Source organism: Capnocytophaga canis, assembly GCF_043187445.1.
Taxonomy (GTDB): Bacteria; Bacteroidota; Bacteroidia; order Flavobacteriales; family Flavobacteriaceae; genus Capnocytophaga; species Capnocytophaga canis.
Window position 1 is genome coordinate 2,551,698 of sequence record NZ_CP171121.1, and the last position, 25,780, is coordinate 2,577,477.

Annotated in this window: 18 protein-coding genes; 4 read left to right on the forward strand and 14 right to left on the reverse strand. The window is 34.4% G+C overall.

All coding sequences use genetic code 11. The annotated features are described in order from the left end of the window. Positions 1 to 302: 302 nt before the first annotated feature. Positions 303 to 941: an endonuclease III domain-containing protein gene (nth, locus tag ACF3OB_RS10855; RefSeq protein ID WP_392447706.1), complete on the reverse strand. Its 639-nt coding sequence runs from the start codon at positions 939 to 941 to the stop codon at positions 303 to 305. A 163-nt stretch (positions 942 to 1,104) separates the two neighbouring features. On the opposite strand from nth, the gene ACF3OB_RS10860 reads away from it, so the two are divergent. Continuing rightward, entirely contained in the window at positions 1,105 to 3,354 is a 2,250-nt protein-coding gene (locus ACF3OB_RS10860; RefSeq protein WP_392447708.1) for a GH92 family glycosyl hydrolase, read from the forward strand. Between the two features lie 336 nt (positions 3,355 to 3,690). Here the strand turns inward: ACF3OB_RS10860 and ACF3OB_RS10865 are convergent, their stop codons facing one another. The 11 genes from ACF3OB_RS10865 to queA form a co-directional block, all read right to left on the reverse strand. Then, positions 3,691 to 3,990 (reverse strand): hypothetical protein, encoded by a 300-nt coding sequence (locus ACF3OB_RS10865; protein WP_042008555.1) that lies wholly within the window; start codon positions 3,988 to 3,990, stop codon positions 3,691 to 3,693. A 122-nt stretch (positions 3,991 to 4,112) separates the two neighbouring features. Then, a complete protein-coding gene (locus ACF3OB_RS10870) occupies positions 4,113 to 6,833 on the reverse strand; it encodes a calcium-translocating P-type ATPase, PMCA-type (protein ID WP_119652328.1) in 2,721 nt (906 codons plus the stop codon). A gap of 130 nt (positions 6,834 to 6,963) precedes the next feature. After that, positions 6,964 to 8,208 (reverse strand): MFS transporter, encoded by a 1,245-nt coding sequence (locus tag ACF3OB_RS10875; protein ID WP_197063219.1) that lies wholly within the window; start codon positions 8,206 to 8,208, stop codon positions 6,964 to 6,966. 154 nt (positions 8,209 to 8,362) lie between these two features. Further along, positions 8,363 to 10,291, reverse strand: coding sequence for an LTA synthase family protein (locus ACF3OB_RS10880; RefSeq protein ID WP_392447711.1), 1,929 nt, complete (start codon positions 10,289 to 10,291; stop codon positions 8,363 to 8,365). 120 nt (positions 10,292 to 10,411) lie between these two features. Continuing rightward, on the reverse strand, positions 10,412 to 11,479 hold the full coding sequence (gene aroC, locus ACF3OB_RS10885; protein ID WP_392447712.1) for a chorismate synthase: 1,068 nt from the start codon (positions 11,477 to 11,479) through the stop codon (positions 10,412 to 10,414). A 60-nt stretch (positions 11,480 to 11,539) separates the two neighbouring features. Next, on the reverse strand, positions 11,540 to 12,208 hold the full coding sequence (mnmD, locus tag ACF3OB_RS10890) for a tRNA (5-methylaminomethyl-2-thiouridine)(34)-methyltransferase MnmD (protein WP_392447714.1): 669 nt from the start codon (positions 12,206 to 12,208) through the stop codon (positions 11,540 to 11,542). A 3-nt stretch (positions 12,209 to 12,211) separates the two neighbouring features. Continuing rightward, on the reverse strand, positions 12,212 to 13,300 hold the full coding sequence (locus tag ACF3OB_RS10895; RefSeq protein WP_392447716.1) for a BT_3928 family protein: 1,089 nt from the start codon (positions 13,298 to 13,300) through the stop codon (positions 12,212 to 12,214). Between the two features lie 8 nt (positions 13,301 to 13,308). Then, complete coding sequence (locus ACF3OB_RS10900; RefSeq protein ID WP_042008562.1) at positions 13,309 to 13,854, reverse strand: DUF1599 domain-containing protein; 546 nt, start codon at positions 13,852 to 13,854, stop codon at positions 13,309 to 13,311. Between the two features lie 207 nt (positions 13,855 to 14,061). Beyond that, entirely contained in the window at positions 14,062 to 15,819 is a 1,758-nt protein-coding gene (gene rpsA / locus ACF3OB_RS10905) for a 30S ribosomal protein S1 (RefSeq protein WP_042008563.1), read from the reverse strand. A 199-nt stretch (positions 15,820 to 16,018) separates the two neighbouring features. Further along, positions 16,019 to 16,972 (reverse strand): IS30 family transposase, encoded by a 954-nt coding sequence (locus ACF3OB_RS10910; RefSeq protein ID WP_392447718.1) that lies wholly within the window; start codon positions 16,970 to 16,972, stop codon positions 16,019 to 16,021. 202 nt (positions 16,973 to 17,174) lie between these two features. Then, positions 17,175 to 18,224: a tRNA preQ1(34) S-adenosylmethionine ribosyltransferase-isomerase QueA gene (gene queA / locus ACF3OB_RS10915; protein ID WP_042008564.1), complete on the reverse strand. Its 1,050-nt coding sequence runs from the start codon at positions 18,222 to 18,224 to the stop codon at positions 17,175 to 17,177. Positions 18,225 to 19,485: 1,261 nt separating this feature from the next. Between queA and ACF3OB_RS10920 the strand changes: the two genes are divergently transcribed. After that, positions 19,486 to 20,874: a dipeptidase gene (locus ACF3OB_RS10920; RefSeq protein ID WP_042343876.1), complete on the forward strand. Its 1,389-nt coding sequence runs from the start codon at positions 19,486 to 19,488 to the stop codon at positions 20,872 to 20,874. Between the two features lie 241 nt (positions 20,875 to 21,115). After that, the gene (locus ACF3OB_RS10925; RefSeq protein ID WP_042008567.1) at positions 21,116 to 21,736 is read left to right on the forward strand and encodes an L-threonylcarbamoyladenylate synthase; all 621 of its coding nucleotides are present in this window, start codon (positions 21,116 to 21,118) and stop codon (positions 21,734 to 21,736) included. A 3-nt stretch (positions 21,737 to 21,739) separates the two neighbouring features. On the opposite strand, the gene ACF3OB_RS10930 is transcribed toward ACF3OB_RS10925, so the two are convergent. Both ACF3OB_RS10930 and ACF3OB_RS10935 read right to left on the reverse strand, forming a co-directional pair. Further along, positions 21,740 to 22,651: a bifunctional metallophosphatase/5'-nucleotidase gene (locus ACF3OB_RS10930; protein WP_095893203.1), complete on the reverse strand. Its 912-nt coding sequence runs from the start codon at positions 22,649 to 22,651 to the stop codon at positions 21,740 to 21,742. A gap of 173 nt (positions 22,652 to 22,824) precedes the next feature. After that, on the reverse strand, positions 22,825 to 23,442 hold the full coding sequence (locus tag ACF3OB_RS10935) for a hypothetical protein (RefSeq protein ID WP_392447720.1): 618 nt from the start codon (positions 23,440 to 23,442) through the stop codon (positions 22,825 to 22,827). 533 nt (positions 23,443 to 23,975) lie between these two features. On the opposite strand from ACF3OB_RS10935, the gene ACF3OB_RS10940 reads away from it, so the two are divergent. Continuing rightward, the gene (locus tag ACF3OB_RS10940) at positions 23,976 to 25,745 is read left to right on the forward strand and encodes an AMP-dependent synthetase/ligase (RefSeq protein WP_042346361.1); all 1,770 of its coding nucleotides are present in this window, start codon (positions 23,976 to 23,978) and stop codon (positions 25,743 to 25,745) included. Positions 25,746 to 25,780 lie beyond the last annotated feature (35 nt).

A 25,780-nucleotide genomic window follows, 5' to 3' on the forward strand; every position in this document is an offset into this window, starting at 1 on the left:
AAAACTGAGACTATTACTAAGCATAACCATCCCGCAAGTAGCATTGTTAGCAATAGCAAAAACTGAAAAACGATTCCGAAAAGGATACGTATGGAATCGTATCTCTCCCATGGAAACTTTTCTCCTAATTGATATCCAACCCAATACGTAGTTACAATCGCTATGAATATAGGAAGGATCAATTGATTGTCTAATGATCGTATTCCAAAAGCAAACAAGGTCAAAAAAGCGAAATAAAATTCCAGAAATATGGCTATGAAAATATATTTAGTAGCGGGTTTTAATGACATGAGTTTAATCTTTTACTTTGGAAACAAACTTTTTCGTCCAATAGTTTTCGTGATAATATCTTTTTCAATATTCCATCCTCGAGCAGGACTATATTCTCTTCCGTATAGAATGATTTGTATATGCAATTTATTCCATTTTTCTTCAGGGAATAAGCGTTTTGCATCTTTTTCCGTCTGTGTGACATTTTTTCCGTTCGAAAGTCCCCATCGATACATAAGTCTATGAATGTGTGTATCCACAGGGAATGCAGGGACTCCGAAGGCTTGAGACATGACCACACTGGCGGTTTTATGCCCCACTGCGGGTAAGGCTTCCAGATCTTCAAAATTCTGAGGGACTTCGCCATTATGTTTATCAATCAGAATATGTGAAAGTTCATAAATTCCTTTTGATTTTGCAGGAGATAATCCCACAGGTTTGATAATTTCACGTATTTCTTCTACCGAAAGGTTTATCATATCATACGGATTATCAGCTTTTTGGAAGAGTAGGGGAGTGATTGTATTCACACGAGCATCTGTGCTTTGAGCCGAAAGCAACACAGCAATTAGTAGCGTATAAGGATCTTTATGGTCAAGAGGAATCGAAACCTTCGGATATATTTTCTCCAATGTGTCGATAACAAAAGCCACTTTTTCAGTTTTTTTCATTTTGAATATTATTTTTGCAAATATACAGAACTAATTGAAAATTTTAGCTTTATGGGTGAAAAGTATAACAACTTTGTTGAACTATTTATGGTAATTTTGAACTTTTTAAACTCAAAAATTCAATAAATTTTGTATCTTTGGCGGTAAACAAGATTTTGAATATATGAAAAATAGCTATTTATTGTTTTTGGTATTGTTGTGCTTTTATTCGTGTGATAACAAACCTATTTCTCAAGAGCAAAATATTAATTACCAACATCTTACTGATTTTGTAAATCCATTCATTGGGACAGATGGCCCAGGAAATACTTATCCTGGAGCTACTGTACCTTTTGGGATGGTGCAACTTAGTCCCGATATAGGAATTCCAGGTTGGGATAGAATTGCAGGGTATTTCTATCAAGATAGTATTATTACAGGATTTTCTCATACGCACCTTTCTGGAACAGGAGCGGGTGACTTGTATGATATGTTAGTGATGCCTACGAATAGTCGCTTCGACGAGCGTATTGCTGAAAATTCCTACAAACCTTTTTCTAAATTTAGCCATCAACAGGAATATGCCACAGCAGGATATTACACAGTTGATTTACAAAGTTTTGGAATCAAAGCAGAACTTACTTCTACAGAAAGAGTAGGCATCCACCGGTATACTTTTCCAAAAGATAAAAATACTAAAATTACCATAGATTTAGGTTTTACAATGAATTGGGATGCCCCTACCGATACACATATTAATGTAGTAAATGATTCAATAATAGAGGGTTATAGAAAATCTACTGGTTGGGCAAAAGACCAACGTATTTATTTCGTAATGCAGTTTTCTAAGCCTTTTTCAAAGTATATCCTTTTTAATGATGAAAAAGAGGTTGAAAATCCAACAAAAGGGAAAAATACGCGTATAGAGTTGCATTATTCAACTGAAAAAGATGAACAAATTGTGATTAAAACAGCTCTTTCTACAGCCGATATTACAGGAGCCTATGCCTCGATGAATGCCGAGGCATTCCATTTCGATTTTGATCAATACCGTTCTGAAGCTCAACAGAAGTGGGAAAAACAGTTGAGAAAAATACAAATAGAAACTGATGATATTAATAAGAAAACAATTTTTTACACGATGATGTATCAATCCATGCTAGCTCCTACGCTAATTAGTGACCCCAACGGAAACTATAAAGGGGCAGATGGTAATGTACAGAAAGCGAATAATTATAAACGATACGATACTTTTTCACTTTGGGATACATTTCGTGCGACACATCCTCTCTTTACAATGATTCATACTGAAAGAATGAATGATTTCATACAATCATTACTGGCTCATTATCAGGAAACAGGTAGACTACCCGTATGGTCGATGCAAGGAAATGAAACTAATATGATGATAGGATATCACGCAGTACCAGTGCTCGTTGATGCTTACTTCAAAGGATTTCCAATGGATAAAGAATTGCTTTATAAAGCTTGTTATGAAAGTGCGATGGTTGATGAGCGTCAGATTGATTTATACAAAAAATATGGTTACGTTCCTATCGATGATCATCATGAAAATTGGTCAGTTTCAAAAACAGTGGAGTATGCTTACGATGATTGGTGTATTGCTATGTTGGCAAAAGATTTAGGTAAAGATTATGAATTATTTGCTAAAAGAGCAAAAAGTTGGAAAAATCACTACGATCCAAAATCAACTTTTCTTCGACCTAAAGACCAAAAAGGAAAATTCGTAAGCGATTTTATACCCAAAGAATACACACCATATTTTTGTGAAAGTAATGCTTGGCATTATTTCTGGTTTGTGCCTCAAAATATTCCGGAGCTAATCAAAAGTGTAGGTAGCGAAGAGCGTTTTGAACAGAAGTTGGATTCGATGTTTTCGTATTACCCACTCCCTGAGGACAAATTACCAATTTTTAGTACCGGAATGATAGGACAATACGCTCACGGCAACGAGCCGAGCCACCATGTAGGGTATTTGTATAATTACGTTAAAAAACCATCCAAAACACAGGAAATTATCCGTCAAATACTCAAAACACAATACAAAAACGAACCTGCGGGGCATTGTGGTAATGAAGATTGTGGACAGATGTCTGCTTGGTTTGTATTCAGTTCCTTAGGGTTTTATCCCGTGAATCCTGCTCAAGGAGTATATCTTTTTGGTACCCCTTATTTTCAAGAATCAAAAATACAAGTAGCTGAAAATAAATATTTTGAGATAAAAGCAACTAATTTTTCAGAAGAAAATAAATATATCAAAGCCATTTATTTGAATGGAAAACCTTATAAAAAACTGTACATCAGTCATAAAGATATTATGGCAGGTGGTGAACTTATGTTTGACATGAGTAATATACCCAATGATGTTGGACTTGGTAGTTATGAATTGCCTGAGGTTAATAAAGTGTATTAATTTTCAAAACGTTACCTAAACGTATGATAAGAAAAACGAAATTTTGTAAATTTTGTTTGGAGTCCATACTCTACAATGTTTAGGTTGTACGAAGAAGGAGGCAATAAACTTTACAGCAGCAGGAAGTTTGAATATATCCTTTTTATATAACACAATTAAATCCTAAAAATTAGGAGAGAATATTTTATCTTTTTTTCTTTCTCTGTATCAAAAATTACTTTTTTCTGCTTAAAATATCCAAAAAAGAAAAATCCAACAGTTTGGATAAAACTGTTGGATTTTTTTGTTCTTAATTTAATTTTTAGAAAAAATGAAGATTTTACAAATGTTCTTTATTTAATCTTCTTCCAATGAATCTTCAGGGATTTCCAATCCGTCAGTGTTCAAATCATCATCACTTGAAGCATCAAAATCATCATCTTCATCAAAGTTTTCCATTGAATCAGCTAAACGTGTGCTTACTTTTACCAAATAGATGGTGTCTTCAGTACGCACTTCTAATGCTTCTACAGTTTCGTTCTTTGCATTCTTAAAACGAATCACATCATCATCCCCATATCCGTCAGGATATTTTTCTACTAACATTGATAGAATTTCACTTGTAAGTTTCTTATAATCAACTATTACTCGTTTCATATTGATATTTTTCTTTTCCGAGGGCTAATGTACTTTAAATTTTAGAATTACAAAACAGAAAATCATTTTTTTTCTTGACAATTTAAATATTTTAACCTTATTTTGGAAGTGTAGTAATCTGTTTATTTTTTAGAAAACAATCGGACTACTTCTCCAATCCAAAGTACCAAACTTGTTGATAGTATGATTATTATCCAGTCTACTAATTTTAAAGGTGTCACGTTAAACATAACACCCCCAAAAGTCGTTATTAATACTTGTCCCAAAATGATGATTACAGCAATAAATAAAAAACCTTTATTATTAGCTAAGTTATTAAACGCACTTTTGCCTGTATGATGTGCTTTGGCGTTGAACATGTTCCAGAATTGCAACATCACAAAGATGGAAAAGAACAACGATAATTCATATGCTGAAAGTCCACTTTCCACTTGGTTAAAATTAAAGAAATTTACAAAGTAATCTTTTACAGAAAATTCCGTAAGAGTGTAAATATCAGTATGTTTAAAGTATTGAACAAAGCCAAAAAGTAATAAAACAAACAGAATTCCCACTCCGAATATGATTTTAGCCATCGCAGGAGTGATTATGTTTGATTTACGCTCTCTCGGCTTTTCTTTCATGACGCTACTGCTTGGAGGTAAAGAAGCTAAAGCCAAGGCAGCAAAGGTATCCATAATCAAATTAACCCAAAGCATCTGTGTCACTGTCAAAGGAGATTCTGTTCCTAAAAATGCTCCAATTAATACAATTAAACAAGCTACTACATTGATTGTCAATTGGAAAAGAATAAATCGTTGAATATTCAGATAGAGAGAACGTCCCCACATAACGGCTTTTCCAATACTAGTAAATGAGTTGTCTAGAATAGTAATATCGCTGGCTTCCTTAGCAACTGAAGTTCCATCACCCATTGAAAGACCTACTTGAGCAGCCTTAAGTGCAGGGGCATCGTTTGTACCATCTCCAGTAACGGCAACCACTTCGTTTCTTTGTTGTAATAGGTTTACCAATCGAGCTTTATCAAGGGGTCTGGCTCGTGAAATCACACGTATATCAGGTAATTTTTTACTTAATTCATCGTCAGAAAGGGTAGCAAAATCAGTTCCTGAAATATGGTTTTGATCATTGCAAGTTTCGTCCCATAAACCTATTTGACGAGCAATTTCCTTGGCAGTTCCTGGTGTGTCACCTGTAACGATTTTCACCTGAATTCCAGCTCCCATACATTCTTCAATGGCAGCAGGAACATCTTCACGAACAGGATCACTAATAGCAGTTATGCCAATGAAATTCAATCCCTTAACTGTTAATTTTCCATTTTCCGAAATGATTGAATTTTCGTTGTCAATTACTTTATAGGCAAAACCTATTGTTCGCATTGCCTGTGATTGATACTGCTCTAATTTGCTCTCAAAATCGGCACGATGAATCTCTGAAAGGAATTCATTATTAGAGTCATAACAGAAATCCATTACTATTTCAGGAGCTCCTTTGACGTACAAAATTATTTTATTTAGAACTGGTGATTTTACCAAAGTTGCCATATATTTCCTTTCCGTAGAGAATGTCAATTGATTGACAATCGGAGTATTCTCACGAATGGGAAGGTAGTTTGTACCTTGTCCATCCAACCATAGTAATAAAGCTCCTTCGGTTGGATTTCCTAACACTTGTGGTTTTTCCTTGTCTGAAAAGTCTAAATAAGCTGTGGAATTGACCGCCATTGACTCGGATATAAGTTGCTTTCCTTCTAGTTCAGATGAAAATTTATTAAAGAAAATATCATAAATTTTCATCTGATTTTGAGTCAGCGTTCCCGTTTTGTCGGTACAAATCACAGTGGTTGCTCCCATTGTTTCACAAGCGTGCATCTTTCTAACCAAGTTATTGGTTTTCATCATACTACGCATACTGTATGCCAAACTAAGGGTAACACTCATAGGCAGCCCTTCGGGAACGGCTACCACTATGATGGTAATAGCAATCATTAGGGTATTTAAAGCATATCCCCAGAAATGAATCCATTCGATTTGTGAATTAGCAGAATTCGAGAAAAATACTACAAATCTGCCAATAATCACAAGTAAAGCAATGCCATAACTCAATTTAGTAATAATCCCTGCTAATTTGTTAAGCTGTTCATTAAGAGGCGTTTTTATTGAGTTATCAATTTGTACACCTTCAAATACTTTTCCATATTCGGTGCGGTCTCCTACTTGTGAAACTTTAAAAATTCCATGTCCGTCAACTACCGATGTACCTCGGCAAACGTAGTTAGATGGGTAGGTAGCCTCTGACTCAAATTCCTCAGGATTTGTTGTTTTATAAACCATCGGTTCTCCTGTCAATGATGATTCATTGATTTGTAATGAAATAGCTTCTAATAGTTCGCCATCTGCAGGCACCTCTTCACCTGTTTCTAAAATGATAATATCTCCAACAACGATGTCATTCTTCAGCACTTGCGTAACTTTTTCATTACGAATAACTTTGTAGAAAATCTCATCATTTACTTGGTTTAATATTTTAAATTGTCTATTAGCCTTTACCTCAAAATAGAAAGCTACACCTGTGGCCAAAAATACGGCAAAAAGTATCCCAATAGGTTCTAAAAAAACGTGTCCTCCTTTGTCATGGGCTATAAACTCATAACAAGATACCCCAAAAGAAGCCACCAAAGCGACTAATAAAATCATAATGATTGGGTCGGAAAACTTTTCTAAGAATTGTTTCCATAAAGGTTCTGTTTCTACTGATGTGAGAGTGTTGTTTCCAAATTTCTGACGACTCTCAAGTACCTGAGCATCGGAAAGCCCTTGATAGTGATTTTTTTGTGTCATTTCTGTATTAAATTGAGTGCAAAGATAGATTTTATATGTTAAAAAAATAGTTAATTGTATGGTGAAATTAAGAAATAAAAAAGAGGTACCCTTTTTGGGGTAACCTCTTAGCAAAAAGGTATGGAATTTTTTATAATTTATTTTTTCCTATTTTATGTCCCGCCATACCGTAATACAATATGAACAAGAAACAAGGTAAGCAAATCCAATAAGCATTTTGCATTCCGTAGCTATCTTTTAACCATCCGAAAACGTATGGAATTACAGCTCCCCCTGCAATTGCCATAGTTAAAAGAGAAGCTCCTGTTTTGGTAAAATTTCCTAATCCATCCATTGCCAAAGGCCAAATAGCAGGCCACATAAGTGAGCATCCAATTGCTATTAAAATAATTAATGAAACGGTAAGGTTCAGTTGTAATCCAAAAAAACTAAAGAAAATATCAGTTGGAGTTATACATACTAAAATGGAACCAATGATAGCTATTAAAGAACAAATTTTTAAAGCCGTAGATTGTGAAATATATTTAGGAATTAAAATTACTCCCGAAATGTACCCAATAACCATTCCTATAGGAGAAATCCATGCATATATTTCAGCATTTTCAATACTTAATGATTTTGCGAAATCAATCAGGGAAGATAATGCTACTGTTTCAACTCCTACATAAAAAAACAAGGCTAAAACTCCCAATAATAGGTAAGGAAAATCGAAGACAGAATTTTTACCGTTATCGCGAATTTGCGTAGTATCAACGGTTTCTTCTTCTCCTTGTGCTTTTACTTCAGGAAGAGGAGCAAAGAAACTTAATATCCCTAAAAATAAAAATACAGCTATCAAAATATAAAAAGGAGTATTCAGGTCTGCGATAGCTATTTTATCAACTTCTTTTCCTATAATCCAAACTAAGAATAAAGCAGGAATAGGCCACGCTAATTTATTACAAATCCCCATTATACTGATACGTTTTGCCGCACTTTCAATAGGGCCTAAAATGGTAGTGTATGGATTTACAGAGGCTTGTAAAAAGGCATTTGCTGTACCGCTTACGAAAGAGGCTATTAAAAAGAGCATAAAACTTTCAATTTTAGCCGATGGAATAAAAAGTACGAAAGCTAAAGCAAAAAGGAAGAAAGAAAAAGCCATCGTTTTTTTATAACCGATTTTTTTTATCAGTATTGAAGCTGGATACCCAAAAATCAAAAACGGAATAAAGGTAGCCGCAACAATTAAGTATCCCTGTCCTTCAGGAGTGATTTTTTTCAAAACAGGAATTAGGATTCCATTAATCCCCAAAGCGAATCCAATGGAGAAAAACATAAGCCCGATGAACGCTAACGGGACTAAGAAACTTTTTGTAGAACTGTTTGTCTGCATACTATTTTAAATTGGTTAATATTAAATGATATTTTATAAATTCAGACGCCTAAATTACAAAAAAACTTACAAACCAAAAACTTATTTCTTGATAAAAATATACTCCTAATAAAAAGCAATTTTAAATATATTGATTTATAATGAATTAATGTTTTTATTTCAATTTCTGATGCAAAATCCTATCCATAAAGTCTTGCATAAAAGCTCTTAAATCGGTAATACCTTTGTGAGTAGTTTCCTCTGGAAGAATTTCTTTTAGATTTTCCTTTAAATTTTGGTCATTTTTTGCGTAAATTCCTACTATTTCACCTTTTATATCAGCTACATATATATAATCTCCTTGTATTAGTTGATAAAAATTTCGATTGGTAACATAGGCTCTGTGAGGTTCTTCTTTAGCAAATAGACTACGACCCCAAGATCGGAAAGGTTTTTGATAACCGGCCAAATCTACGAGGGTAGGAAATATATCAATTTGCTGAGCTAATTCGTCCGAAGTTCCCGTTTGTATTAATTCCTTACTGGGACTATAAAAAATTATTGGTATATTGAAATACGAAATTTTTTGTTTGTAATAATCATAATAAGCTGTAGAAGGGTGATCTGCAACAAATACAAATATTGTATTTTCAAACCAATCTGATTTTTTTGCGGATTCGAAAAATTTCCGTATGGAATAATCGGAATAAGCCACTGCATTTTGCATCGGCACATCTCCTTTGTTGAAAACACCTTTGTATTTTTCTGGAATTGTATAAGGTTCGTGTGATGAGAGCGTAAATACTGTTGCCAAAAAAGGAGTTTTCATTTTATCAATTTCTTTTTTAGTATATTGTAAAAAAGGCTCATCGTGTATCCCCCAACTACCATTGTGCTGACTTTCATCGTTAAATTCAGTCCTTCCAAAATAATGCTCAAATCCTATTTGTTTCGTAAATCCGCTAAATCCCATAGAGCCATTGGTAGCTCCGTGAAAGAAAGCCGTTTTATAGTTCATTTCCCTGTAGATATTTGCAATGGAGGCTATTTCTTGTTGGGAATGTGGTGAATACGCAAGTGGTGTCTCAAATGTTGGGATTCCTGCTGTAACTGCTGAAATTCCTTCCATAGAGCGACTGGCGTTTGCATATACATTAGTAAAATAAAGTCCGTTTTGAGCTAACGAGTCCAAGAAAGGCGTATAGGATTTAAACTCAGGAATTGCTTTATCTTTATTGAATGTTTCAAAATATTCATTTCCCATACCTTCTAAAATAAACAGGACGATATTCGGCTTTTTAGTTACTTTTCGATTATATTTTTTTATAGGACGAATATTTTCAGCAATATAATCCTCCGTAGCAAAATTATAAGTTCGAAAGCTATCGCTTTTTCCTAAAGTTCGGATAATACCAAAAGGAGTGTTGAGAATCAGATTGACTTGTGAGAGGTCGTTGGCAAATTTATTAGCATCGGTAATGGTAAGCGGAATAGTACCTTTTTTGAAAGGCATACCTCGTATTCCTAACAAAAATAAAGGCGTGATAGCGAACATAAAAACTGTAGAACCAATAAAATAGCTCCATTTGTTTGAGTAAGTTTGAGGATTTATTTTATTTTTTTTGTAAAGATATATCCAAGTGAATACGCAAACTAAAAAAATAACAAAAACTGACCAATGCCTTACCAAGAATCCAAACAGAAGAGACCATTTATTATCTTCGCTAGCCGCCAACGACCATGCACTGAGCGTAAGTCGTGAGCGATTATATTCGAAAAATACAATATCTATGAAATTTAATAAGAAAGGAGGGATATTTGTCAAAAAATAGACCCAAAAAACAATTTTCTGATATTTTTTTGAAGTATTGACCCATAAAGGAAACAAACTCAATACTAAAAAGAGTAAGTTTATATAAATAATGGCAGCAGAATCGAATAGTAGCCCATAGAATGCTAATCGAAAAAATTCTGATACATTATCAACAGAAATGAGGTCTTTATTGAATAAATAAAAGCACACTCGAGCAATAAAATAAAATAAATACACCAAAAAAAGGCGATAAAACAAGATTTTATATTCTCTTAAACGGATGTTTTTCATGACAATATCTCTTTATGGGTGTCAATATCACTGAAAACAGTTAGCTCTCAAGCGATTTATGTTTTAAATTACCTATTTTAAGAAGAAAACTCACAGAGTAGGGCTGCCATATTTTCGACTTCATTTGAATTGTAACCCTCTGTTGATAAGATAAAAATCCAAAAGTACCATTGCAGCCATAGCCTCTACGATAGGTACAGCACGAGGTACAACACAAGGATCATGCCTACCTTTACCCTGTACTGGAATCAAATTTCCACGAATATCTAAAGCTTCTTGCTCTTGCATTAATGTTGCAACCGGTTTGAAAGCAACTTTAAAATAGATATCCATTCCATTGCTGATACCTCCTTGAATGCCACCTGAACGGTTGGTTTGAGTACTCCCATCTGGATTGAAAAGATCATTGTGCTGACTGCCACGTAATTTTGTTCCCTCGAAACCACTTCCATATTCAAATCCTTTTACCGCGTTAATGGAAAGCATCGCCTTGGCTAATTGTGCGTCCAATCGGTCGAACACAGGCTCACCAAGTCCTATAGGTACATTTTGAATAACGCACATAACCGTTCCTCCAACGGTATCCCCTTCTTTACGGATTTGTTTGATGTAATCTTCCATCTGTTGAGCCAATTTTGGATCGGGACAACGAACAGCATTGGTTTCCGCTAGTGATAAGTCCAAATTAGTGTAAGGTGTTTGCAAAGCTAATTCACCTACCGATGAAACAAAAGCTGTAAAACGAATTTGATGAAGTACCTGTTTAGCGATAGCTCCTGCCACTACACGACAGGCAGTTTCACGAGCAGAACTTCGGCCACCTCCTCGATAATCACGATGTCCATACTTCTGTTGATATACATAATCAGCGTGACTCGGACGGAAAATATCTTTAATATGGTTGTAATCTTGCGATTTTTGATTCGTATTCTCAATAATAAAGCCTATAGAAGTTCCAGTGGTCTTTCCTTCAAAAATTCCTGAAAGAAAACGCACTTCATCAGGTTCTTTACGTTGAGTAACAATGGAAGATTGCCCTGGCTTTCGTCGGTCTAATTCTTGTTGAATCAATTGAAAATCAATAGTTATTCCTGCAGGACACCCATCAATTACACCTCCTAATGCCGTTCCATGTGATTCGCCAAAAGTAGTCAGTCGGAATAATTCTCCAAATGTGTTTGCGGCCATTTTTTATTTAATTTACAGAATATTCAATCATCTCTTTAATACGGTAAAAATCTTAGTAGATTATCTACACGATTTTTTCGCTCTGAGCATTTCCCGTTTTCCAGGTGGACCTGCCAATTTTTCAACCTGAAAACCACATTGCCTCATGGCTCTTTGAACACTTCCCTTAGCAGAGTAAGTTACTAGAACGCCTTTGTTTTTCAAAGCCTTATGCATTTTTTCAAAGATAATTTCTTCCCATAATTCAGGTTGCACTCTTGCTCCAAAAGCATCGAAATATATTAAATCAAAACGATTTATATCATCAATTGTCTCAAATCGTTGTCTGCGTTTTTTAAGAGTAAAAGTCTCTGTTATAGGAATATTTGTTTCCCAATCCGATTGATGAATATGCTCAAAAATAGGATCCAGTTTTTCATTTCCAATAATTTGAGTATAGTTCATTTGTTGTGCTTCTTCCCACGAAAGCGGATAGGCTTCTATACCTTCATAATGTACTTGCAACCTCAGATTCTGATGCTCTATGTATGTTACCAAAGCATTCAATCCTGTGCCAAATCCTATTTCAAGAATCGAAATTTGTCTATTTTCAAATAATTGCAATCCATTTTTTATAAAAACATGCATTGCTTCTTGTAAAGCTCCGTGTTTAGAATGGAAATTTTCGTTCCATTCAGGGATGTGTATGGTTGTGGAACCATCTGAAGTGGTAATAACTTGTCGATTCATCAGTTACAGCACTAATTTTTCCCAATCGTTATAATGCTTTTTATCGATAATTGTTCCTTTTTTTATAGTTATCAGTCCAGGATTGGAACGAATCATCGTTTTTAAGGTTGTTTCATCGTTGTAGTAGAACTCAAAATTCAATTCATATTCCTTTATGAGTTGCTCCGATTGGTTCAAATCGTATGCTAAACCGATAACAGTATATCCCGATTTTAAAGCCTTGTCAGTGATAGTTTTGATGTTCTTAAAAGCATTTCTATCTGTTTTTTCAATTTTATAACAAATCACCAAAAGCAACTTTTCTTTGCTCATCATCTCATCAAGATAATTTTCTCCTTCTTTTTCTATATAAAAATCGTGAATTGGAGGTTCATATCCTTTATCAACTAATTTAGTTTCAAAGGATATAAATTCACCATCTACTGTAGGATAACTACCTTGCGTAGTCACTATTTTTTCTTCTCCATTCACATTGAATTTCCAAAGATAATCATAAACCGCTTTTGGAGCATTTTCAGGAATCCTCATACCCTCAGGAATGTTCACACCAATTTTATAAGGTCTAAAATCCTTTATTGGTAAGTGATTATAAACTTGATATACAAATACAATACAACCAATCAACGAAACAAAAGTAACCACGAACGGCAGTTTTCTACCAATTGGTTGAATCATTTTTTGTTTCCAAAATAGGATTAAAGTTACGACAAGCAATAGAATATCTTTCCCAAATGATTGCCAAGGAGTAAATTTAATAGCATCACCAAAGCACCCACAATCAGTAACTTTGTCGTAATAAGCTGAATAAAAAGTTAAAAAACCAAAGAAAATGAGCATCAATAGCGTAGCCCAAAGAGTCAATTTTTTTAAATATCCCATCAGAATCATCACCCCCAAAAGTACTTCAGCAATGCATACAAAAATAGCAATCGCCAAAGCAAAAGGCATAAAAAAAGGTAAATTGAGTACTGACTCACTAAAATATTCTTCCAGTTTAAAAGAAAATCCGATGGGATCATTAAGTTTTATTAATCCGCTAACAATAAACGTGATACCTAAAAAAAGTCGTAAAATATGGATTATAATTTTCATTACAAATATTATTTTTTTAATTCTTTGAGATGGATTAAGGCGAACACAGCATAGTTTATCATATCTTGGTAATTGGCTTCAATTCCTTCGCTGACAAGGGTTTTACCTTGGTTGTTTTCAATTTGTTTTACACGCAGAAGTTTTTGTAAAATCAAATCAGTAAGCGAACTAACACGCATATCACGCCATGCTTCACCATAGTCATGGTTTTTTTTCTCCATCAACGAGCGAGTTTCTTCTACTTTGTTCTCATAGAGCTGTATAGCTTCCTGCGTTGATAAATCAGGTTGTTGTACCACCCCTTTTTCGATTTGAATAAGTGCCATTACGGAATAATTAATGATTCCAATAAACTCCGAAATTTCCCCTTCATCAATTTTCCGTACCGAATTTTCCTGTAAACTCCGAATACGTTGAGCCTTAATAAAAATTTGGTCAGTAAGTGAAGGTAATCTCAGAATACGCCACGCACTTCCGTAGTCAGTCATTTTATTGATAAAAAGTGACTTACATTCTGAAATCACCTGATTGTATTGTTCTATTGTGTTATTCATCGTTCATAAATAATTCACAAAGGTAATATTTTTATGAGAATAATCCATTTTTATATATTAAAATATTTGATTTTTGCTTTGATATGTATGGTATAAATCTATATCATTAATATTCTATTTATTGAAGGATACGTATATACAAAAAAGTCGCCACTTCCCAGCGACGACTTTTCCTCATTAAAACAAAAAATTATGAAAAAAACTAAATTACTTTCCTTTTTCCATTTTGTCTTTCAGCTCTTGAAGAGCCTCTAAGTCACCCAAAGTTGATTTTTCAACATTTGTTGTTGTATTAACAGCAGCTTCCTTAGCTATTTTCTCTTCTTCTTCTCTGAAAATTGCTGTATGTGAAGCAACTACTCTTTTGAATTCTTTGTTAAATTCAATGATCTTGAAATCAGCAACATCTCCTTTTCCTAATTTCTTGCCGTCTTCTTTTTCTAAGTGACGTGTAGGAATGAAAGCTACGATGTCCTCGTTAAAATCAACAGTGGCACCTTTGTCTACTATTTTAGAAACGGTTCCATTATGGACAGTTCCAACAGCGAACTCTACTTCATATTTATCCCAAGGATTTTCTGTAGTTTGTTTGTGTCCTAATGAAAGTTTACGACCTTCAACGTCTAATTCAAGAACAACAACATCTAGTTTATCTCCAACGTTTACAAACTCAGAAGGGTGTTTTATTTTCTTAGTCCAAGATAGATCAGAAATATAAATCAATCCATCAATTCCTTCTTCTAACTCAACAAACACACCGAAGTTTGTAAAGTTACGTACAGTTCCAACATGTTTAGAACCTACAGGATATTTTGAAGCGATATTTGTCCAAGGATCAGATGTTAACTGTTTGATACCTAATGACATTTTACGCTCTTCTTTGTCCAATGTGATAACCACAGCTTCAACTTCATCACCTAAGTTAACGAAGTCTTGTGCTGAACGGAGGTGCGTACTCCAAGACATTTCAGAAACATGGATAAGACCTTCAACTCCTTCAGCAACTTCAATGAAAGCACCATAGTCAGCAATTACTACTACTTTACCTTTCACCTTATCACCAACTTTCAAGTCATCGGTCAATGCGTCCCAAGGATGTTTACTTAATTGTTTCAAACCTAATTGGATACGTGATTTATTGTCATCAAAATCAAGGATAACCACGTTCAATTTTTGGTCTAATTCAACTACTTCACTTGGGTGGTTGATTCTTGACCAAGATAGATCAGTAATGTGAATCAATCCATCAACACCACCTAAGTCAACGAACACACCGTAAGAAGTTACATTTTTAACAACACCTTCTAAAACTTGACCTTTTTCAAGTTGCCCGATGATTTCTTTTTTCTGTTCTTCAATATCAGCTTCGATAAGAGCTTTGTGAGAAACAACTACGTTTTTGAATTCATGATTTACTTTTACTACCTTGAATTCCATAGTTTTATTCACAAATTGCTCATAATCACGAATTGGTTTAACATCAATCTGAGAACCTGGTAAGAATGCTTCGATTCCGAAAACATCTACAATCATACCACCTTTTGTTCTACTCTTAACAAAACCATTTACAATTTCGCCATTTTCGTGAGCTAAGTTTACGCGATCCCATGCTTTTATAGTACGAGCTTTACGATGTGAAAGCACTAATTGCCCTGTTCTGTCCTCACGGATATCAATCAAAACCTCAACTTTATCTCCTACTTTTAAGTTAGGATTGTAACGAAATTCGTTCAAAGAGATAACCCCTTCTGATTTAGCATTGATGTCGATGATTGCTTCTCTGTCAGTGATGCGAACTACTGTTCCTTCAACAACTTCATTGTCTTGAGTGTCAACAAAGTTGTTTTTCACTAAATCTTCAAAATTTTTTAATTTGTCTTCTTGAACTCCATCAATACCTTCTTGGTATTTAGCCCAATCGAAGTTTTGCAAAAACTCCTCTTTTGTTTGTTGTTGTTCAGCCATTTGCTGATAATTAAATTTGTATTCTTATGAAAATCAAGAGATTAGCAAATTTTCACTTGAATGATTAAACATTATTTTTCTCTCTTATTCTCTTGTAAATGCTATCTAAGAGCGTGCAATATTAAATATTATTTTTCTAATAACCAAAGAAATAGTATGTTTTTTGTAAAACTTAGATTCAACCCCCAAGTGCAATTTTTTATGCCACGAATTTATAAAATAAATTTTTAGGTTCTTCAAAATCTAATGTTAATCTCGGTCTTCGGTTAATTTTATGTTGAATTTCTTTAATCTTCTCTTTGCTAATTTTCTCAAAATAAGTACCCTTAGGGATATATTGTCGTACAAGTTTGTTGGTATTTTCACTCAATCCTCGCTCCCAAGAACAATACGGATTGGCAAAATAAAAATCACAACTTAATTTCTTGCTAATATACTCATGTTCAGAAAATTCTAATCCATTATCACTGGTAATGGTTTTCACATAATCTTTATAAGGGAGCAAAGCGTATATCATTGCTTTGGCTAAACTTTTTGCATTTTTACCACTTAACTTCCTCATTATTAGAAATTTTGTTTTTCTTTCTACAATCGTCAGAATCGCTCCTTTATGTTCTGCCCCCACGATTAAATCTACCTCAAAATGTCCAAATTCTTCATTAGTCAAAACGATTTCAGGGCGTAAACGAATTGGTTTTCGGTTTTTTATCACTTCTTTTTTGCCTGAAACGGGGCGTTTTCGATGTTTTAACTTATGTCTTAAATATTGATATAAATCTCCTCCTTTTTCCTTGTCTTCTCGGATATATTGATAAATCTTTTCAGTACTTACCATACTTATTTCATGCTTTTTACAGTAACCTACGATTTGCTGAGGAGACCACTGTTCCCGCCTTATTTTCTCTTCTACAAAAGCTGCTACCTTTGGGGTAAACTTCCTGTTTACGGCAAATCTTTCCTTGCGAATATTGGCTTGTTCCTGAGCGTTTTGAGGGTTATACCCCCCTCTTTTGAGTTTGTTCCTCTTAAGCTCTCTACTGATAGTGCTTTCTGAAACGCCCATTTGCTGAGCAATAAATTTTTGTGATTTATTACATTTAAGATATGCTTTTATTTCGTATCTTTGCTCCAAAGTTAAATGTTTATATTTCATTGTCTTATTTGGTTATTTGACAAAGAAATAACATTTTTTTGAAGGGAGAAAGTTTTTTTACTTTCTCTCTTTTTTCTTTGGGCTAGCCCAAAGAAAAAAGAGAGAAAAACGATCCCAAAAAATTGCACTTACTAATGGAATTTAAGAAATATTTTTTTGATATTCAGTGTAATACCACATTTTCTGAGTTTTATTTGTATTATTACAAAATCAACATAGCGTCTCCGTAGGAATAAAATTTATATTTTTCTTGTACGGCTTCCTTGTATGCTTTCATAATCAAATCATGTCCTGCAAATGCTGAAATCATCATTAATAAGGTTGATTTTGGTGTATGAAAGTTTGTTATCATGGCATCAGCAATACTAAAGTCGTGTGGTGGAAAAATAAATTTATTTGTCCATCCTACATAAGGATTTACTGTATTTTCTGATGAAACAGAACTTTCTAAAGCTCTCATTACCGTTGTTCCTACCGCACAAACTTTATTTTTACCTCGTTTGGCTTTATTGATAATCTCAGTCTGGTCTTCTAAAATGAACATCTCTTCGCTGTCCATTTTGTGTTTTGACAAGTCCTCAACTTCTACGGGACTGAAAGTGCCTAAACCTACATGTAAAGTTACTTCTGCAAAATTTATTCCTTTGATTTCTAATCGTTTCATCAAATGTTTGGAGAAGTGTAATCCGGCCGTTGGAGCTGCAACAGCTCCTTCGTGTTTCGCGTAAATAGTTTGGTAACGCTCTTCATCTTCAGGTTCAACGGCTCTTGAAATATATTTTGGAAGTGGTGTTTGACCTAATTCTGTGAGTTTATTTCTGAATTCTTCGTAAGAACCATCATATAAAAAGCGGAGTGTACGTCCTCGGGAAGTAGTGTTATCAATTACTTCAGCAACCAAACTGTCGTCTTTTCCGAAGTATAATTTATTTCCAATACGTATTTTTCGAGCAGGATCTACAAGCACATCCCATAAACGCTGGTCTGCATTCAATTCACGAAGTAAAAACACTTCAATTTTTGCTTTTGTTTTCTCTTTATTACCATAGAGCCGAGCAGGAAAAACTTTGGTGTTGTTCAGTACAAAAACGTCACCATCGTCAAAATAATCGATGACATCTTTAAAAAGTTTATGCTCAATCAATCCTGTTTTTCGATGTACAACCATCAAACGTGCTTCATCGCGATTTTCACTCGGATATTCAGCCAATAATTCTTTAGGTAATTCAAAATTAAAATTTGATAATTTCATTGTGTGATGTATAAAACCGTATATTTTTCCATAAAAAGTCTGCAAATATACGTTTTCAAAATAGGCTTTGTCAAGTAATTATAAGATTATTTCTCAAGTGTAATGTTAAGCGATTGAAATTTAATATTTTATCTTATTATTTTCTCTCTATTCTTTAAAACTTGATATCAAACCCGTATTTTTGCGGAATGCACGTTTTAGGTTCCTATCTGACCTGATAATCCCAATGTTTTCGTCAGATAAAGGAACAAAAACCAATGTGAGTGTTCCAAATGAAGCTATCATGATTACTGTTATCCATTTCTACAATTAGGTATTACCTTGATCTTTGTAGGATGCAAAAGTAACCACAGAACTGTAAGAGAATTTCGAGTCGATTCATACGGCAGTCAGAAATTTCTGAATGTCCCCAGCTCCTAATCTGTACTCTTCAAAAGTTAGCTTTTGTTTCCGTACGAACAAAATAGTGTTTTTTTGAAACATTTTGAGTTGTTGTGATTTAGAATCTTAAAGCAGGGATTCTAAGGAATAGTAAGTTCATTTTAAATGTTTTTTCGATTTAATTCGAATCAATCTTTTTAGTCTTGTCTCAATGTATAAATTCAGTCAAGCAAAACATCTTTCGCCTATAAAATACAGCATTTTCGGATTTTAATTCGAGCTGAAGAGACCTCCATTGTTCTGAAAGACAATTATTTTTATCTTAAATCCGTAAGTAACATCGTTAAATAATTCGGATTGACTCCATTTCAATAATAAATACATATTTATTTTTTCAGTTCATTATTTATTTTCATATTTGTACTTTTGTGTTGAAACATAGTAAGCGAAGGCTTAGTATGTGAAACCAAAATTGCCTCCACAAGGTCGGCGAATTTCATTTCAAGGCTGTGGATACTTCACTAAAAATTAACTCTCATATACTCCGCAGAGCGGACTTTCTCTCCAATGCCGATAGAAATCACCGAAAAACATTGAAAATCAAAATCTAATAGATAAAAAAGATATGTAGTTAAATACTGAAATTGGTTTCTTTTTTCTCAATAATTAAGAAAGTTATTTCCTTTTGACAGAATACTAACTACCATGATTTTCGTAGTCTTTGCCGTTGCTCAAATGGGTGAAAAGACAATTCAGTAGTATGCCAGAGAACAAAAAATTGCACTTCGAGTTTGAGTCTGCACGACAATCTTTTTTATGAATAACTTGTAACTTTTAGATATTCTTCTTACCTTTGAGCGATTTATTTATCAAAAAATATATGGAAACTGTAAAAAATTATATTGAAGAAAACAAAGAACGATTTATTGATGAACTGATTCAACTTCTTAAAATTCCGTCGATTAGTGCCGACTCAGCATATTCGCAAGATGTAATAAACACAGCTGAAGCTGTGAAAAATGCTTTAGAAAAAGCAGGATGTGATACAGTCGAGATATGTGACACCCCAGGCTATCCTATTGTGTATGGTGAGAAAATTATAGACCCTGCATTGCCTACTGTTTTGGTGTATGGTCACTATGACGTACAACCTGCTGATCCTATTGATTTGTGGCATTCTGATCCTTTTGAGCCAGTGATTAAAACCACTGAAAAACATCCACAAGGGGCTATTTTTGCTCGTGGAGCTTGTGATGACAAGGGGCAGATGTATATGCACGTTAAAGCCTTGGAATATATGGTGAAAACGGGCAATTTACCTTGCAATGTGAAATTTATGATTGAAGGAGAAGAAGAGGTAGGTTCTGAAAGTTTGGGTTGGTTCGTAAAACGCAATCACGAAAAACTCAAAAACGACATTATTTTGATTTCCGATACAGGGATGATTGCTAATGATACACCTTCAATCACGACAGGGCTTCGTGGTATCAGCTATGTTGAGGTAGAAGTTACTGGACCTAATCGCGATTTGCATTCAGGGCTCTATGGCGGAGCTGTAGCAAATCCGATAAATATTTTGACAAAAATGATTGCTTCTTTACATGATGAGAATAAGCGAGTTACCATACCAGGATTCTATGATAAAGTAGAAGAACTCTCACAAGAGGAACGCAATGAAATGGCAAAAGCACCTTTTTCATTGGAGAATTATAAAAAAGCCTTGGACATTGAAGATGTTTATGGAGAGGAAGGCTATTCAACTAACGAACGCAACTCCATTCGTCCTACTTTGGATGTAAATGGTATTTGGGGAGGATATATTGGCGAGGGAGCCAAGACCGTTATTCCGAGTAAGGCATATGCTAAAATATCAATGCGATTAGTACCTAATCAAAATTGGGAAGAGATTACACAACTGTTCAAAGAGCATTTTGAGAGTATTGCTCCTGCAGGAGTCAAAGTGACTGTAAAGCCACATCATGGAGGGCAAGGATATGTAACGCCTACAAATTCAGTAGGGTATCAGGCGGCAGCAAAGGCCTATAAGCAATCTTTTGGTAAAGACCCAATTCCTGTGCGTTCAGGAGGAAGTATTCCGATTGTAGCTCTTTTTGAAAAAGAATTAGGTAGTAAATCTATTTTGATGGGGTTTGGTTTGGATAGTGATGCGATTCACTCGCCTAATGAACATTTTGGAGTTTTCAACTTCTTAAAAGGAATTGAAACTATACCATGGTTTTACCATTTTTTTGCGAAACCTAACGAATAGGTGTGATTTTAAAATGTTATAATTCAAAACTTTATAAGATTGTATAAAAACATCTTTGTAGGAATTGCGTGTCTATTTATTGATTTCGATTGTGGTCTGTTTTTGATATGCGATTTCTACAAGGGTGCTTCCGTTGGGTGACTTTACAATATTGATACATTCAGTAAATAAGCAATAAAAGGATTTTAAGCCTTGAAGCAGCATTGAATCCGTAATTCAATAAATCATAAAACTTAAAAATATGGCAGAGTTTATACGTATTTATAATGACAATCCGAATGAGAAAGAGATAGCGAAGGTGGTGGAGATTCTCCGCGAAGGTGGATTAGTTATTTATCCAACAGACACGGTCTATGGATTGGGATGTGACATTACTAACACCAAGGCTTTGGAAAAAATAGCTCGTTTCAAAGGAATAAAGTTGGAGAAAGCAAATTTTTCATTCGTTTGTGCCGATTTAAGCAATCTTTCTGATTATGTTAAGCAGATTGATAGTTCTACGTTTAAAATATTAAAGAAAGCTTTGCCTGGGCCTTATACATTTATTCTTCCCGGCAGTAATAATCTTCCGAAAGATTTTAAGAAGAAAAAGACGGTAGGAATCCGTATTCCCGATAATAATATAGTCCGTATCATCGTTGAAAGGCTTGGAAACCCGATTGTGTCCACTTCTATCTATGATGAGGATGATTTGATTGAGTATACTACCGACCCTGAACTTATTTTTGAAAAATGGCAAAACAGGGTCGATGCCGTTATCGACGGAGGATACGGTGATAACGTGGCTTCGACCGTTATAGATTTATCAGGTGATGAACCCGTTGTAGTTCGTGAGGGCAAGGGAAGTGTAGACATTTTTTAATATCTACACTTCAATACTAACTGATTTATTACCTGTATTTTTACCTTCTTCAAAGTAAAAATCAATACGTCCCAACTGAATTCCAAAGCAACCCACTTGGTTTACTAAGGTGGTGTTCCCCTTTTTGTTTGTTACTAAAGTAGGCTCAGTTAAGAACGTATGTGTATGTCCGCCTATGATGAGGTCTATATGTGACGTTTCTTCTGCAATTTTAAGGTCGTAGATTTGATTTTTTCTATCTACGTAATCATATCCTAAATGAGAAAGACAAATTACTAAGTCACATTTTTCTTCTTCTTTGAGTTTACGCTCCATATCCAATGCGATTTCCAAAGGATCTAAATAAACAGTTTCTTTGTAATTCTGTTTGCTGACCAAATTTTCTAATTTTACCCCCAGTCCGAAAACTCCAATGCGGATACCATCAACCACATACACTTTGTAAGGATTTGTGTGTCCGTCCATTAGAGTATTTGAAAAATCGTAGTTTGAGATTAAGAAATCAAATTTAGCATGAGGCAATTGAGCGTACAGTCCATCAATTCCATTATCAAAATCATGGTTTCCAATGGTAGAGGCGTTGTATCCCATCATGGACATTAACTTAAATTCGAGTTCTCCTCCATAGAAATTGAAGTAAGGAGTTCCTTGAAAAATATCTCCAGCATCAAACAGTAATGTGTTTGGGTTTTCACGACGAATTTGTTCAACTAAATAAGCCCTTCGTGCTACGCCTCCACGATTTGGGTTCTTAGGAGCATTGGCAGGTTGTGGGTCGATATGGCTATGCGTATCGTTTGTGTGTAAAATAGTGATTTTCTTTATATTATCAGGCTTCATTGCTAACGACAAACCTCCCAACCCCACAAATAAGGACGAAGCTCCCACATTGCGTATAAAAACTCTTCTCTTCATAATTTCTTTTCTTTTCTATGATTGCGATTCTGCTATTTACAATTTATTTTGTAGTTGAAAAATTTTGTGTTCTGACCAAAGTCATCTACCGCAAAGGTATGAATTTATTGTAGAAAATTCAATAAGTACTTTTGTTTTTTTTATGTTTTCTTTTTGAAAGCGTCGTTTACGGGTTATTTTTCCTTAAATCGAATGGACACTAAAAAGTAATGCGGAATGAGAAAGTGCGTACCGAAACGTTCGGGAGCAATATCTGACTGGGCAACTTCACAGTATGAGCCAGAGCCATCAGGATTGATTTTCGGGGTAATGATAGCAAAAATAGCAGTAGCTTTATTGGTGTCAGACGTAAAAAACCATTCATTTGATGAACCAAAGAAATCCTTTAAAACGTACATATCCGATTCGCTTTTCAAATCAAAATATACTTTTTTACTACCAAAGCGTTCACCTCGCAAAAATCCTTTAAATTTACCGTCTGCCATTTTAAAGAAGAATGTAAGGGGCAAAGTATTGGATTGATTTCTGAAATAATCAGACTCCGAACCATCAAATAGTGTTTCTGTTCTTACAAGGTTTCCGTTTTCATACTCTGAAATTGTAACTTCATAATGTTTGCCTTTGATAGTAGTCCCGTGAAAGGTAAGGGTTTGGATGTAGATATTTTCAAAATCTAATAAAGCTTGTACCTCTTTGTTTTCACTGCCATAGACGGAAGTTACTTTTATTTTTTCCTGTCCGAAAGTAATGCTTAAAAAGGCGATGCATAGTAAAAATGTAAATCTCTTCATAAAATATTTAGGTATTGTTGTATAAAGCGTTGATAGTTAAATAATAAGGTTGTGATTTTGTGAAATATAAATAACGGTAGAGTTATGCTCCACAGATTCTTAAAGCACAAATATAGTAAAAAAGGTGCCAAATCCTACAGAAAACAGAATTGTATTCGTAAAGAATTTCACTGACAATTTATATGTAACCATAATTTGTTTTGTAAAGATAGTCTACTAATGATTTACCGAAATATTTTATTTTTTCGTTATATTGCTCAAATTAAGAAGATTATCTTCAAAAAGTGTTGTCGTTTCTGGTTTGTTTTAATGTACAAATCAAATTTGAATAATCGTTTTACAAAACTTTACTAATGCTAAAATACTAATGTTATGATTGTATTGTTTTTTTATATTTCATCTGATTTATTGTTCTGTAAATCAATCAATAATAAAAAAGTTAAATCCAAATATCGACAAAAAAATGTCAAAAAAAATTGTTTTTACCACTTTTTATTGTTACTTTGCGTGTTGATTTTAAAATTTTGAGCAAAATGAATGAAGTTACCCGTTTGTTTGATATTCCGTATTATCAGCTAAAAAACTTTCCTTTGGAAGATGCTTTTGTAACAAAATACGACGGAAAATGGGAAAAAACGTCCACTGAAACCTATATTCAAAAAATAAATCAAGTTAGTCGAGGTTTGCTACGTTTAGGAGTGGAAAAAGATGATAAAATAGCAGTCATTTCATCCAATAATCGCACTGAGTGGCACGTTTTAGATATGGGTATTTTGCAAATAGGTGCTCAAAACGTACCCGTCTATCCAACTATTTCATTGGAAGATTACGAATATATCTTCAATCACGCAGAATGTAAATATTGCTTTGTTTCTGATAAACAATTGCTTGATAAAATTACCTCAATTCAAGATAAATTACCTCATTTGAAAGGGATTTACACCTTTGACACTGTTCCTTATGCACACAGTTGGAAAGAAATTTTAAACTTGGGTGTTGATGAAAGTAACCAACCCGAAGTTGAAAATTATAAAAAACAAATTCATGGAACAGATTTAGCTACCATCATATACACTTCAGGAACAACAGATCGTCCGAAAGGGGTGATGTTGTCACATAAAAACATAATTTCCAATGTGTTAAACTGTGAAGACAGGCTTCCCATAAAAGCAGGTTCTCGTTGTTTGAGTTTTTTGCCTGTATGCCATATTTTTGAACGTATGCTGACATATTTCTATCAGTATAATTTCATGCGAATTCATTTTGCTGAATCCATTGAAAAAATGGGAGAAAATATTAAGGAAGTAAAACCCCATTTGATGACAGTCGTTCCACGTTTACTTGAAAAGGTATATGATAAGATTTATACCAAAGGTACGGAACTCTCTGGCATTAAAAAGAAATTATTTTTCTGGGCTTTGGATTTGGGCTTTGCATATAAACCTTATGGAGCGAATGGCTTCTGGTATGGTTTTAAATTGGGAATTGCTCGTAAATTGATATTCAAAAAGTGGCAGGAGGCCTTGGGGGGAGAACTGCAATTGATTGTATCGGGAAGTGCCGCATTGCAAAATCGTTTAAATCGAGTATTTTGTGCTGCAGGATTGAATATCGTTGAAGGATATGGACTTACAGAAACATCTCCCGTAATTTCTGTGAATCGAAAATCAGGTAAATATTTGAAAATAGGCACTGTAGGAAAACCTATCAACAATGTTGAGGTGAAAATTGCTGAAGACGGCGAAATTCTTTGTAAAGGAGACAACGTGATGTTAGGTTACTTTAAAGATCCTCAAATGACTGCACAGGCTATTGTTGATGGTTATTTCCATACAGGAGATATTGGGGAGTTGGACAAAGAAGGATTTTTAAAAATCACCGACCGTAAGAAAGAAATTTTCAAAACATCGGGAGGAAAGTACATTACGCCACAACGCATTGAAAGTCTTTTGAAACAATCCAGATTCATTGAACAAGCTATGGTGGTGGGTGAGGGAGAAAAGATGCCTGCGGCAATCATTCAATTGAATTTCCCTTTCGTAAAAGAATGGGCAAAACGTCGTGGAATTAATCTTGAAAGTAGCAATGAGCAAATAATAGCCAACAAAAAATTATTTGACCGAATTAGAAAAGAGGTTGAGCGGGCTAACGAGAATTTAGGGCAATGGGAGAAGATCAAAGTTTTTGGACTTACACCCGATGAGTGGAGCATTGACGCAGGGCATCTGACCCCAACTTTGAAACTAAAACGTCGTATTATTAAAGAAAAATATTCCGAACTTTATAAATCGTTCTACGCTTAGTTTAAAAGTTTAACGACCAACAAATAGAGTTTCAC

Bases quoted from the DNA above. Each gene is read 5' to 3' on its own strand.
- nth (WP_392447706.1), bottom strand. From the start codon at position 941: ATGAAAAAAACTGAAAAAGTGGCTTTTGTTATCGACACATTGGAGAAA.
- ACF3OB_RS10860 (WP_392447708.1), top strand. From the start codon at position 1,105: ATGAAAAATAGCTATTTATTGTTTTTGGTATTGTTGTGCTTTTATTCG.
- ACF3OB_RS10865 (WP_042008555.1), bottom strand. From the start codon at position 3,990: ATGAAACGAGTAATAGTTGATTATAAGAAACTTACAAGTGAAATTCTA.
- ACF3OB_RS10870 (WP_119652328.1), bottom strand. From the start codon at position 6,833: ATGACACAAAAAAATCACTATCAAGGGCTTTCCGATGCTCAGGTACTT.
- ACF3OB_RS10875 (WP_197063219.1), bottom strand. From the start codon at position 8,208: ATGCAGACAAACAGTTCTACAAAAAGTTTCTTAGTCCCGTTAGCGTTC.
- ACF3OB_RS10880 (WP_392447711.1), bottom strand. From the start codon at position 10,291: ATGAAAAACATCCGTTTAAGAGAATATAAAATCTTGTTTTATCGCCTT.
- aroC (WP_392447712.1), bottom strand. From the start codon at position 11,479: ATGGCCGCAAACACATTTGGAGAATTATTCCGACTGACTACTTTTGGC.
- mnmD (WP_392447714.1), bottom strand. From the start codon at position 12,208: ATGAATCGACAAGTTATTACCACTTCAGATGGTTCCACAACCATACAC.
- ACF3OB_RS10895 (WP_392447716.1), bottom strand. From the start codon at position 13,300: ATGAAAATTATAATCCATATTTTACGACTTTTTTTAGGTATCACGTTT.
- ACF3OB_RS10900 (WP_042008562.1), bottom strand. From the start codon at position 13,854: ATGAATAACACAATAGAACAATACAATCAGGTGATTTCAGAATGTAAG.
- rpsA (WP_042008563.1), bottom strand. From the start codon at position 15,819: ATGGCTGAACAACAACAAACAAAAGAGGAGTTTTTGCAAAACTTCGAT.
- ACF3OB_RS10910 (WP_392447718.1), bottom strand. From the start codon at position 16,972: ATGAAATATAAACATTTAACTTTGGAGCAAAGATACGAAATAAAAGCA.
- queA (WP_042008564.1), bottom strand. From the start codon at position 18,224: ATGAAATTATCAAATTTTAATTTTGAATTACCTAAAGAATTATTGGCT.
- ACF3OB_RS10920 (WP_042343876.1), top strand. From the start codon at position 19,486: ATGGAAACTGTAAAAAATTATATTGAAGAAAACAAAGAACGATTTATT.
- ACF3OB_RS10925 (WP_042008567.1), top strand. From the start codon at position 21,116: ATGGCAGAGTTTATACGTATTTATAATGACAATCCGAATGAGAAAGAG.
- ACF3OB_RS10930 (WP_095893203.1), bottom strand. From the start codon at position 22,651: ATGAAGAGAAGAGTTTTTATACGCAATGTGGGAGCTTCGTCCTTATTT.
- ACF3OB_RS10935 (WP_392447720.1), bottom strand. From the start codon at position 23,442: ATGAAGAGATTTACATTTTTACTATGCATCGCCTTTTTAAGCATTACT.
- ACF3OB_RS10940 (WP_042346361.1), top strand. From the start codon at position 23,976: ATGAATGAAGTTACCCGTTTGTTTGATATTCCGTATTATCAGCTAAAA.